At 69.6% G+C, this 11,937-nt stretch carries 10 protein-coding genes; 7 read left to right on the forward strand and 3 right to left on the reverse strand.

Annotation, left to right across the window (positions count from 1 at the left end; translation table 11 throughout):
- Window positions 1–12: 12 nt before the first annotated feature.
- Window positions 13–1,209: an alkaline phosphatase gene (locus ACW17W_RS15020; RefSeq protein WP_492077744.1), complete on the reverse strand. Its 1,197-nt coding sequence runs from the start codon at window positions 1,207–1,209 to the stop codon at window positions 13–15.
- A gap of 193 nt (window positions 1,210–1,402) precedes the next feature.
- Between ACW17W_RS15020 and rsmI the strand changes: the two genes are divergently transcribed.
- The 4 genes from rsmI to gshB all read left to right on the forward strand — a co-directional run bounded on the left by rsmI (window position 1,403) and on the right by gshB (window position 4,614).
- A complete protein-coding gene (gene rsmI, locus ACW17W_RS15025; protein WP_492077746.1) occupies window positions 1,403–2,278 on the forward strand; it encodes a 16S rRNA (cytidine(1402)-2'-O)-methyltransferase in 876 nt (291 codons plus the stop codon).
- Complete coding sequence (locus tag ACW17W_RS15030; protein ID WP_492077748.1) at window positions 2,275–2,700, forward strand: YraN family protein; 426 nt, start codon at window positions 2,275–2,277, stop codon at window positions 2,698–2,700. Before rsmI ends, ACW17W_RS15030 begins: the two co-directional genes overlap by 4 nt.
- On the forward strand, window positions 2,697–3,512 hold the full coding sequence (locus ACW17W_RS15035; protein ID WP_492077750.1) for a SirB1 family protein: 816 nt from the start codon (window positions 2,697–2,699) through the stop codon (window positions 3,510–3,512). Before ACW17W_RS15030 ends, ACW17W_RS15035 begins: the two co-directional genes overlap by 4 nt.
- Window positions 3,513–3,657: 145 nt before the next feature.
- The gene (gene gshB / locus ACW17W_RS15040) at window positions 3,658–4,614 is read left to right on the forward strand and encodes a glutathione synthase (RefSeq protein ID WP_492077751.1); all 957 of its coding nucleotides are present in this window, start codon (window positions 3,658–3,660) and stop codon (window positions 4,612–4,614) included.
- Here gshB and ACW17W_RS15045 read toward each other — a convergent pair.
- Window positions 4,611–4,787, reverse strand: coding sequence for a hypothetical protein (locus ACW17W_RS15045; protein WP_492077753.1), 177 nt, complete (start codon window positions 4,785–4,787; stop codon window positions 4,611–4,613). The two genes, gshB and ACW17W_RS15045, sit on opposite strands and share 4 nt — an antisense overlap.
- Window positions 4,788–4,900: 113 nt before the next feature.
- On the opposite strand from ACW17W_RS15045, the gene ACW17W_RS15050 reads away from it, so the two are divergent.
- From ACW17W_RS15050 to ACW17W_RS15060, 3 genes are all read left to right on the forward strand, one after another.
- Entirely contained in the window at window positions 4,901–6,487 is a 1,587-nt protein-coding gene (locus tag ACW17W_RS15050; protein ID WP_492077755.1) for a YifB family Mg chelatase-like AAA ATPase, read from the forward strand.
- 93 nt (window positions 6,488–6,580) lie between these two features.
- A complete protein-coding gene (locus ACW17W_RS15055; protein WP_492077757.1) occupies window positions 6,581–8,176 on the forward strand; it encodes a response regulator in 1,596 nt (531 codons plus the stop codon).
- A 41-nt stretch (window positions 8,177–8,217) separates the two neighbouring features.
- Window positions 8,218–9,600 carry an AmpG family muropeptide MFS transporter gene (locus ACW17W_RS15060; RefSeq protein WP_492077759.1) on the forward strand — a complete coding sequence of 461 codons (1,383 nt, stop codon included), beginning with the start codon at window positions 8,218–8,220 and terminating at the stop codon, window positions 9,598–9,600.
- Window positions 9,601–9,644: 44 nt separating this feature from the next.
- Here ACW17W_RS15060 and ACW17W_RS15065 read toward each other — a convergent pair whose 3' ends face one another.
- Entirely contained in the window at window positions 9,645–11,921 is a 2,277-nt protein-coding gene (locus ACW17W_RS15065) for an NADP-dependent malic enzyme (protein WP_492077760.1), read from the reverse strand.
- Between the last annotated feature and the right edge of the window lie 16 nt (window positions 11,922–11,937).

Consider the following 11,937-nt stretch of genomic DNA (forward strand, 5'->3'; position numbering starts at 1 on the left):
GCCGCCGGTCGCTTAGCGCGACGGCGCGGCGTCCGGCGTCCAGCCCCAGGCGTCCATCATCACGTCAAACAGATGGGTGTTGGGGAAATAGCCGCGCACCCCTTCCGCCCCCGCCCCGATGGCCAGGACGGGCACCTCCTCGGCGGTGTGGGTGTCGTTGACCAGCACGTTCTTGAGGCGGACCATCCCCTCCTCGCCGCCGGCGCTCTTCCACGCCTCATAGCCCTCGAGCAGCGGCTCGCCCCGACGACCGCCATCGACCTGCAGGCCGAAGGAGTGGTCGGCGGTGAACAGCAGAAGCGTGTCGCTGAGATCCACCCGGCCCTGCACCTCGGCGACCAGCCGGTCGAAGGCCACGACATTCTGCAGGCCCTTCTGCGGGTCGTCCGTATGGGCGTCCCATTCGACGACGAGGAAATAGCCGGCCGGGGCGCGCTGCAGGATGTCCAGCGCCCTCAGGGTCGCCGCGCGGACGTCCACGGCGTCAGAAACGACGACCGGCCGCAGGTTCGTCGCCGGCGCATCGGCCAGGGCGGCGTAGATCGGTCGATCGTGCGCGTCGCTCAGGGCCTCGAAGCCGGTCCCCCGGGCGGCCAGCAGTTCCCCGACCCTCTGGCGGCCGGCCCCGATCAGGACGTCGACGCCATCGCCGAACCGGGGGGCGAAGGCCTGGGGAAAGATCTCGCCCCATTTGCCGCGATCGTTGGCGTGCGCATAGTTGGCCGCCGGCGTGGCGTCGGTGACCGCCATATTGGTGATGACGCCCGTCTGCAGACCGCGTTCCTCGGCATATTCGAGCAGGGTCCGGGTCAGGGCGCCGTCGGTCTGGCCCCGCACGACATCCGGGCCCTGGCTGATGACGCCGTTGCGGGTCTTCACGCCCGTGACGATGGCGGACATGCCATTGGCCGAATCGGAGACGAAGTCGTCCACCGGCGAGGTTTCGCTCAATCCCAGATGCGGCCAGCGCTGCACGTGCAGCCCCAGAGGCTCGCCATAGGCCATCAGACTGGCGGCCGACAGCACCGACACCCCGCCGGCATCCGCGAGAAACAGGATGACGTTTCGCGCCCTCGCGGGGGCGACGGCTGTCGTTTCGGCGCTCGGCGCAACGCCCTGCCGCGCCGGTTCGACCGCCGAGGCGCAGGCGGCGGACATCGTCAGGGCGGCGGACATCGCCAGGGCGATCAGACGAGCCAGGGTTTTCATCTCGGTTCGCACCTTGCTTCGGGAAAGGCGCCGGGCGCCGGGCAGTCCGGCGCTCGCGCTGCTGAATCCCATCGTGATGCCCGATCGGCTCGGCTTCGTGTCGCCTGTGCGACGGCTTGACGACAATCCCGCACAGATCCGTTCGCCGGTCGCCGCTTGGAAAGCGCGCGTCCGGCTGGCAGGGTCCGCCGCGATGACCGAACCCTCTCCCTTTCCCCCGCACGCCCCTCCTCCCCGCCCGGTGTCGGCAGGGCTCTATCTGGTGGCGACGCCGATCGGGAACCTCAGGGACATGACGCTGCGGGCGCTGGACGTGCTGGCGGCGGCCGATCTGGTGCTGGCGGAGGACACCCGCGTCTCGGCCAAATTGCTGACCGCCTATGGGCTGAAGGCGAGGATGGAGCGGTGCGACGATCACGCCTCGGCCCGCGCCGCCGAAATCGCCATCGAGCGCATTCGCGAGGGTCAGGTGGTGGCCCTGATCTCTGACGCCGGGACGCCGCTGGTGTCGGACCCCGGCTTCGTGGTCGCCCGGGCGGTGATCGAGGCGGGACTGGCTGTGCATCCGATTCCCGGGGCGTCCAGCCTGCTGGCCGCCCTGTGCATCGCCGGCCTGCCCGCAGACCGGGTGCTGTTCGCCGGCTTCCTGCCGCCGAAGTCCGCCGCCCGCAAAACCACCCTGACCGAACTGAAGTCGGCCCGGCAGACTTTGGTCTTCTTCGAAAGCGGTCCCCGGCTGGCCGCGTCCCTGGCCGACATGGCCGAGGTGCTGGGCGACCGGCCCGCCGCCGTGGCCCGCGAACTGACCAAACTGCATGAGGAATGCGTGCGCGGGTCCCTGTCGATACTGGCCGCCGATCCCCGGCTGGACGGACCGAAGGGCGAGATCGTGGTGGTCATCGGCCCCGGAGAGGCCGAGGTCGCCAGCGCCGAGGACGCCGACGCCGCCCTGGCCGAGGCCCTGACGCGGCTGCCCCCCGGGGAGGCGGCCTCCGAGGTGTCCCGCGCCCTCGACCTGCCGAGGAAGACCCTCTATCGCCGCGCCCTGGAAATGCAGGGCCGGGGATGAAGTCCCTCCGCCCGCCGCCCTCGCCCCGACCGCCCAAGGCGATGTGGCGCCGGACGGCCGGCGGAGCGTCGCGCGGGGCGGGACGCCGGGCGGAATGGATCGCGGCGGCCTGGTTGATGCTGCAAGGCTGGCAGATCCTCGGCTTCCGGCTGAAATCCCGCGCCGGTGAGATCGACATTCTGGCGCGGAGGGGGCGGGTTCTGGCGGTCGTGGAGGTCAAGCGGCGCGCCACGATCGAGGCCGCCATGGCCGCCATCGGCGCCGACCAGCACGCCCGGTTGCTGGCGGCGGGGCGGGCTGTCCTGCGCGGACGCCCCGGTCTGGCGGGCCATGAGTTGCGGATCGATATGGTGGCGCTGGCTCCCGGACGATTTCCGCGTCATCTTCGCGCCGTACAACCACCCGGAGCGGGCCGCACGTGACGCGCGAGGAGGCGGAAGAGGCCCTGTCGGAGGCCGGTCGCACCGACGACAGCGCCTTCCCCCTGCTGGAGGCGGCGATCGCCTGCGCCCTGCACGACTATCCGTTCCGCGACGCCGGCCCGGTGCGGATTCTGGCGTCCCGCGCCGGCGCCCGTCTGGCCGAACGGATCAACTCCGAATCGCACGACGACGCCCTGACCGAGACCATGGGCGCCGATTTCGGCCTGAACGGCGACCTGCTGGACGTCGATGATGCGACCAATACCGACATCATCGCTGTGGCGTCGCGCCGCCGCGGCCTGTCGGCGGCCCTGGCCGTCTTCTATCTGGACGCGGCGCGTCGGGCCGGGGTGAAGGCCGACGGCGTGGATTTTCCCAACCACTTCCTGCTGCGGGTCGAGACCCCGGCCGGGCCGGTGGCGCTGGATCCCTTCAGCCAGGGCCGGATCGTCCTGCCGTCCGAGCTCAGCCGGCGGGCCCTGCTGGCGGGTCTGACGCCGCATGTGGCCCACCGGCTGGACCTGCTGATGGCCCCGGTCACTGACCGCCAGGCCCTGATCCGTCTGCAGAACCTGCTGTTCAATCGCGCCATTCGCAATGGCGACTTCCAGACCGCGGAACGCTCGGCCCTCAGGCGGGCCCTGCTCGACCCCCTCGACCACCGACCATGGCTGGATGTGGCCTCGGCCCGCGAGAAACAGGGGCGGCTGGCGGGCGCGATCGAGGCCCTGGCGAAATCCCGCGTCGTCAGCGGCGAGACCTCGGAAATCCCCCCGCCGGCCATGGAACGGCTGAGGATGCGGCTGAACTGAGGGATCAGGGACTAGGGATCAGGTGTGCTGCCGTCTCGCTGCCGGAAGGGGCAAGGCCTGCCTCCCTGATCCCTGGTCCCTAATCCCTTGCGCCGCCGCCGCCGGCCGCCCATTACCCAAGCACTCCAAACGCCAGGAACGCCCCATGCTCAAGGTCGCCATCCAGATGGACCCCGTCGAGGCGGTCAATATCGACAGTGACACCACCTGGCTCATGATGACCACGGCCCAGGACCGGGGCCACGCGCTGTGGATCTATGATTTCCGCACCCTGGCGCTGGAGGACGGCCGTCTGTACTGCCGCGCCCGACCGGCGACCCTGAAACAGGTCAGGGGCGACCATGTCGATCTGGGCGACGAGGTGAAGCTGGACCTGGGCGCCGACGTCGATGTGATCCTGATGCGTCAGGACCCGCCGTTCGACATGGCCTATGTCACGGCCACCTATCTGCTGGAGACGGTTCACCCCCGGACCCTGGTGGTCAATGACCCGGCCGAGGTGCGGTCGGCGCCCGAGAAACTGCTGGTCACGCAGTTCCCGGCCCTGACCCCGCCGACCCTGATCAGTTCCGACCCGGTGGCCCTGGTCGACTTCCATCAGCGGCACGGCGATGTCGTGCTGAAACCCCTGCACGGGGCGGCCGGGTCGGGCGTGGTGCGGCTGAAGGCCGGCGACCCCAATCTGGAGGCCCTGATCGAGATCCACGCCATGGGGTCGCGCGATCCTTTGGTGATCCAGAAATTCATCCCGGCGGTGTCAAAGGGCGACAAGCGCATCATCCTGGTCGACGGCGAGCCGGTCGGGGCCATCAACCGCATCCCGGCCAGGGATCAGGTGCGCTCCAACCTGCGCGTCGGCGGTACGGCGGCGCCGGTCGAGCTGACGCCGCGCGATCTGGAAATTTGCGCCGCGATCGGCCCGACGCTGAAAGACCGCGGCCTGATCTTCGTCGGCATCGACGTGATCGGCGACTGGATGACCGAGATCAACGTCACCTCCCCCACCGGCGCCCAGCAGCTCAAGGCCTTCACCGGCGTCGACGCCACGGCGGCCATGTGGGACGTGATTGAAGCGAAGCGGGCCCGGGGCTCGGCAGCCTAGAGATTCTCTTCGAGCGCTCGCCGCTTCTCTTCCGGGGTTTCATCCGGTGCGCCATCGGCGTCCGCGTCTGTGAACCGGTCGACCCGCACGCCGGGACGGAAGGCCATGACGAACAGGATGCAGACGGCGACGAAGACGCCCGCCCCGACCAGGATGTGTTGAAGACTCTCCATCTGGAACCAACGCATCCCGCCGGGCGCGGTTTCCCGCCGTCCGTCCGGGACGACAAACCGTCTTGCAATCCCTGACGGTTCATGGTTTGTTCTCATCGTCGGAGAACGAAGATATGCTGGCCAGCATCGCGACGGTGGCGTTCGAGGGGGTCGAGGCGCGGCGGGTGGACGTGCAGGTCCAGCAGCTCTCCAGCGAACACGGCCATTTCAACATCGTCGGCCTGCCGGACAAGGCGGTGGCCGAGAGCCGCGAACGGGTGCGCGGCGCCTTCGCCGGCATCGGCCTGGCCCTGCCGGCCAAACGGATCATCGCCAATCTGGCGCCCGCCGACCTGCCCAAGGAGGGCAGTCATTTCGACCTGCCGATCGCCCTGGCCCTGCTGGCTTCCATGGGGGTGATCGCGCCAGACGCTCTCGAGGGCTGGGCGGCCCTGGGCGAACTGGGGCTGGACGGACGGATCGCGGCCGTGGGCGGCACATTGCCCGCAGCGGTCGCCCTGTCGGCCATGGGGCTGGGGTTGATCTGTCCCGAGGCCAACGGGCCGGAGGCCGCCTGGGCGGGGGACGTGCGGTTGCTGGCGCCGCGATCCCTGATCGCCGTGATCAACCATTTCAAGGGGCAGCAGGTGCTTCGACCGCCGGCCCCCGGTCCGGTGGCCGTCGGCGCGGCCGGCCCGGATCTGCGCGAGGTCAAGGGGCAGGAGAGCGCCAAACGGGCGCTGGAGGTGGCGGCGGCTGGCGGCCACAACCTGTTGTTCGTCGGCCCGCCGGGATCCGGAAAGTCGATGATGGCCGCCCGCCTGCCCGGCCTCCTGCCGCCGTTGACGCCGCAGGAGTTGCTGGAGACCTCCATGGTCTGGTCGGTGGCGGGGCTGATCGAACGCGGCGCCCTGACCCGCGACCGGCCGTTCCGCGCCCCCCACCATTCGGCCTCCATGGCCGCCCTGACCGGCGGCGGGCACAGGGCCAAACCCGGCGAGGCCTCACTCGCCCACAATGGCGTCCTGTTTCTGGATGAACTGCCCGAATATTCGGCCCAGGCCCTGGACAGCCTGCGTCAGCCGCTGGAAACCGGCGAGATCGTCGTCGCCCGCGCCAACCACCATGTGAAATATCCGGCCCGGTTCCAGCTGGTCGCGGCCATGAACCCCTGCCGCTGCGGCGTGGGCGGGCCGGGCAAGGGCGCCTGCGGCAAGGCCCCCCGATGCCAGCGGGACTATCAGAACCGCATCTCGGGCCCGATGTTCGACCGTATCGACCTGACCGTCGAGACCCCGCCGGTCACCGCCGCCGACATGGCCCTGCCCTCCCCCGCCGAGGGCACGGCCGAGGCCGCCGCCCGGGTGGCCATGGCGCGCGAAATCCAGATCGAACGGGTGCGGGAGGCGGGCCTCGCCCCCTTCGAGGGGTTGAATGCCCGCGCCTCGGGCGAGACGCTTGACCGGTTCGCCGCCCCCGACGCCCCGGGCAAGGCCCTGCTGATGCGGGCGGGCGAGGCCGGGGGACTGACCGCGCGCGGCTGGACCCGCACCCTGCGGCTGGCCCGCACCATCGCCGATCTGGAGGGGGCGACCGGGGTCCTGCGTCGTCACATCGCCGAGGCCCTCATCTATCGCCGCACCACAGCCGAGGCCGGCGGCGATTTCGACCGCCAGACGTCCGGGCGCGGCGCGGCCTCCATGCCGACCTCCGCCTGGTGAAATCCGACCTGTACGGACGGCCGCAGCCGTCACGTCTTGAGTCCCCGTTAACCGTTTTCCTTCAACCCTGTCGCGACAGGGAGACCAGACGCCATGAGCAGGCGAAAGAGCGGCGAGACGGGCCAGACCGGCGTGAAGGACGGAACATCCGCCGGTACGCCGACAGACGGCGCCGAACAGTTCCTGCGGCTGATGAGCCATGAGATGCGCACCCCCCTGAACGGGGTGATCGGCATGCTGGGCCTTCTGGCCCGCACCGATCTGAACGGCGCCCAGAGGGCCTATGCCGAGGCGGCGCGGGACTCGGCCGAACATCTGCTGGGTCTGGTCAATGACCTGCTGGACTATGCGCGGCTGGAGGCCGGCCGGCTGGAGTTCGATCCGGCGCCGCTGAATGTCGAGGCCCTGACGCGGGGCGTGGCCGAACTGCTCAGCCCCCGGGCCCATGACAAGGGGCTGGAGATCGTCTGGTCCGTGGCCCACGACGTGCCGGAGATCATGGCCGACGATGGCCGCCTGCGGCAGGTGCTGTTCAACCTGGCCGGCAATGCCGTGAAATTCACCGAAACCGGGGGAGTGTCGATCTCGGTCGAGAGGGCCGACCTGATCGAGAGCCGTGACGAGGCCCGGCCGCGTCTGGCCTTCATCGTCGAGGACACCGGGCCAGGCGTCCCCGCCGAGGCGCGCGAACGGATCTTTGAGGAATTCGGCCATGTCGACGCTTCGGACGCCACCCGTTTCGGCGGGGCGGGTCTGGGGCTGGCTGTCGTACGGCGCCTGGCCGAGGCCATGGGCGGCACGGTGACGGTTGAGGACCGGGTCGTGGAGGCGGCGACCTTCGGGCGGCGCGCGCGCAGGCCGGGCCCGCCCGGATCGCGTTTCCGCTTCGAGGCGGCGTTCGACGCCGCGCCCGATCAGATGCCCCGGGACTATCCGCTGGAAGGACTGGAGGTCGCCATCCGGTCGCCCGACCTGTTCGTCATCCAGGCGGCGGTGGCCCAGATCGCCGGCAGCGGCGGCGGCGTCTATGATCCCGCCCCGGTGACCCTGGTCGACCACGCCTGCGCGGTGGCGGGTTTCCTCGCCCAGCCGCCCGAAGCGGGACGCGGGATCATCCTGCTGAAACCGACGGAACGGGATCTGGTCGGCCGGTACCGGGCCGCCGGCTTCCATGGCTATCTGATCAAGCCCCTGCGACGCGCCTCCGTGGTCGAACGGGTCCTGGCCGCGGCTGGACGGTTCAGCGACGCGGGCGCGGCGCCCGCCATCCCCGCCGACGACGATCGTCTGGCCCCCGCCCTGTTCGCCGGGACGCGGGTGCTGCTGGTCGAGGACAATCCGGTCGGCGCCCTCCTGGCCCGAACCCTGCTGCGCCGCGAAGGCTGTGTCGTGGAGACGGCCGCCACCGGCCAGGAGGCCCTCCAGGCCCTGAAACGGGCCCGGTTCGACCTGGTCTTCATGGACATGCGGATGCCCGGCATGGACGGACCGTCGGCCACCCGCGCCATCCGCGCCGGGGGCGACGAGACGCCCATCGTCGCCCTGACCGCCAATGCCTTCGCCGAGGATCGCCGGACCTGTCTGCAGGCGGGTATGAACGACCATCTGGTCAAACCTCTTGAACCCGACGCCCTGCGCGCCGCCCTGACCCGCTGGACGAACCGCTCGAGCCGCGCCAAGGTCGCCTGACAGGAGGACGCCGGGGGGCGTCCCGGAGACATATCGACGCCATGACCAGCCCGACCCCGCCCGACGGTCCCGTCGAGACCGCCGCCGCCATGCCCCGCAAGGCCCCGACGACGACCGAAGTCCTGAAGGCGCTGGGCCGCGGACGGGTCCTGATCACCCTGGTGATCGGCTTCGGCTCGGGTCTGCCATTCCTGCTGACAGGCGCGACCCTGAGCCTGTGGCTGCGTGAGGGCGGGACCGAACTGGCCGCGATCGGCTTCATCTCATGGGTCGGACTGGCCTATTCGCTGAAGTTCCTCTGGGCGCCGGTCGTCGACCGGTTCGACGTGCCGCTGCTCGGGCGTCTGGGAAGACGCCGGGGCTGGATGCTGCTGTCCCAGGCCGTCGTCGGACTGTCCCTGATCGCCATGGCGGTCGTCGGCCCCGAGGGCGGATTGACGGCCCTGGGCGTCGCGGCCCTGGTCACCGCCTTCGCCTCGGCCACCCAGGACATCGTCGTGGACGCCTGGCGGATCGAGAGCGCCGACGGCGACGAGGATCAGGCCCTGCTGACCTCCGCCTTCCAGCTCGGCTACCGCTCCGCCATTCTTGCGGGCAATGCCCTGATCCTGTTTTTCGCCGCCTGGCTGGGCTGGGGCGGGGCCTATGCCGTCTGGGGCGCGGCCATGAGCCTCGTCATCATCGCCACCCTGTTCGCGAAAGAGCCGGTCGATCGTCGGACCCTGGCCGAGGTCACGGGTCAGGTCTCGCTGCTGAGCCCGCGCGGCCTGTTTGACGCCGTTGTGGGGCCGTTCCTGACCTTCCTGAAGACCCATGGCGGCGCCGCGATCCTGATGCTGGCGGCGATCAGCCTGTACCGGCTTCCGGACTTCGTCATGGGGCCTATGGTCGGGCCTTTCTATACCGACCTCGGGCTCGACAAACCGACCATCGGGGCGATGCGGCTGAGCGTCGGCCTGATCGCGGCCTTCGCCGGCATCGCCGCCGGCGGCCTGTTCGCGGTGCGCTTCGGCTTTGGAAAGACCCTGCTGATGGGCGCGCTGATCGGGCCCCTGTCCAATCTCGGCTACACCTTCATGGCGGTGGTCGGCCTGTCGACGCCGGTGTTCGGCGGCGTTCTGTTTGTCGAGAACTTCTCGGAAGGCTTCGCGGGCGCGGCCCTGGTCGCCTATATGGCCAGCCTCACCAGTATCGGATACACGGCCACCCAGTACGCCCTGCTGAGCTCGTTCTACGCCCTGCTGGGCAAGTTCCTGAAAGGCTTCTCCGGCGTGGCCGTGGAGCAGCTGGAACAGGGCCGGCCGCTGATGGAGGCCTATGGGCTGTTCTTCGCCGGCACGGCCGCGGTCGGCCTCCCGGCCGTGCTGCTATGCTGGCTGCTGCTGCGCCGACACAGAACCGCCCCGCCGGTTCGGCCCGCCTGACCGCACGCCGCCTGCCGCCAGGCCGGCGGCCTGACCGCAGCCGATCAGCCCTCGCCCACCCCGTCATAGGCGGCGAAGGTGGCGGCGGTGATGATCTCTGACACCGAGGCGCCGAGGCTGACGATCTGGACCGGCTTCTCCAGTCCGACCAGCAGGGGGCCGATGACGGTGGCGCCGCCCAGCGACTGGACCAGGCGGGTCGAGATGGCCGCCGAATGGATGGCCGGCATGACCAGGACGTTGGCGTGGCCGGTCAGGCGCATGAAGGGATAGGCGTCGCGCTGTTCCGGCTCCAGCGCCAGTTCGGGGGGCATTTCGCCTTCATATTCAAAGTCAACGCCGCGCTGGTCCAGAATGCGGATGGCCTCGCGCACCTTCTCGCCCCGCTCGCCCGGAGGGTTGCCGAAGGTCGAATAGGACAGGAAGGCCACGCGCGGGGTGCGCCCCAGCTTGCGCACGGTGGCGGCGGCCTGGATGGCGATCTCGGCCAGTTCCTCGGCGTCCGGCAGTTCGTGGATCGAGGTGTCGGCGACGAACAGGGTACGGCCCTTCGACAGCAGGATCGACAGGCCGATCATCCGCTCCTTGACGTCGAGGACGCGGCGGATCTCCTTGAGCACCATGTTGAAATTGCGGGTCACCCCGGTCACCACCGCGTCCGCATCGCCGCGCGCCACCATGGTGGCGGCGAAATAGTTGCGGTCCTGATTGATCATCCGCTGGACGTCGCGCTTCAGATAGCCCCGGCGCTGCAGCTTTTCATACAGCCAGTCGGTGTATTCGACATTCTTGTCCGAGACCCGGGCGTTGACGATCTCGATGCCCAGCTCGTCGAAATTCAGCCCCGCCTCGGTGGCGTTCTGGCGGATCAGCTCCTCGCGGCCCAGCAGGATCGGCGTGCCGAGGTCGTCCTGTTTGAAGGCCCAGGCGGCGCGGATGACGGCGGTCTCCTCGCCTTCGGCGAAGACCACCCGCTTGTCAGGGGCGGCCCGCACCGCCGACGATATTTTCTGCATCAGGGCGGCGGTCGGGTCGATCCGGCCGCGCAGGGAGCTGCGATAGGCCTCCATGTCGGGAATGGGCTTTCTGGCCACGCCCGAGTCCATCGCCGCCTGGGCGACGAAGGGCGGGATGAACCAGATCAGCCGGGGATCGAACGGCGTGGGAATGATGTAGTCCGGCCCGAACTTCAGCTTGCGGCCCGAATAGGCGGCGGCCACCTCATCGGGCACATCCTCGCGGGCCAGGGCCGCCAGGGCCTGGGCGCACGCGACCTTCATCTCGTGGTTCACCCGGCGGGCGCGGACGTCCAGCGCGCCCCGGAACAGATAGGGGAAGGCCAGGACGTTGTTGACCTGGTTCACATAGTCCGACCGGCCGGTGGCGATGATGGCGTCGGACCGGACCGACAGCACGTCTTCCGGCGTGATCTCCGGGTCCGGATTGGCCATGGCGAAGATGATCGGATTGGGGGCCATCGAGGCCACCATCTCCTTGGTGATCGCCCCCTTGGCCGACAGGCCCAGCACGACGTCGGCCCCGACCATGGCCTCGGCCAGGGTGCGCAAGGGGGTGTCGGTGGCGTGGGCGGCCTTCCACTGGTCCATGCCCTCGGGCCGGCCCTGATAGACCACGCCGTCGCGGTCGCAGATGACGGTGTTCTCGGCCCTGACGCCTGCGGCTTTCATCAGGGCGATGGACGACAGCCCCGCCGCCCCGGCGCCGGCCAGCACCACCTTGATGTCCTCCAGCCGCTTGCCCGTGACGTGGCAGGCATTGATCAGGCCGGCGGTGGAGATGATGGCCGTGCCGTGCTGGTCGTCATGGAAGACGGGGATGTCCAGAAGGTCCTGAAGCTCGCTTTCGATGACGAAACATTCCGGGGACTTGATGTCCTCCAGATTGATCCCGCCCCAGGTGTCGCCGATGTTCTTGACGACGGTGATGAACTCGTCCGGATCGGTGGTCTTGACCTCGACGTCGAAGCTGTCGACGTCGGCGAACCGTTTGAACAGGACGGACTTGCCCTCCATCACCGGTTTGGAGGCCATGTGGCCGAGGTTGCCGAGGCCGAGGATGGCGGTGCCGTTCGAGATCACCGCGACCAGATTGCCCTTGGCCGTATAGTCATAGGCCTTGTCCGCATCGGCCGCGATGGCCAGGACCGGGATCGCCACGCCGGGCGAATAGGCCAGCGACAGGTCGCGCTGGGTGGCCATGGGCTTGGTCGGCGCCATCGAGATCTTGCCGGGCGTAGGAATGCGGTGAAAATCCAGCGCGTCCTGATCGGAAAAGGTCTGTTTGTCGGTCAGGTCGGGCATCGGGGATCCACGGGGT

The sequence above is a fragment of the Brevundimonas sp. FV1ye29L genome, assembly GCF_058681095.1.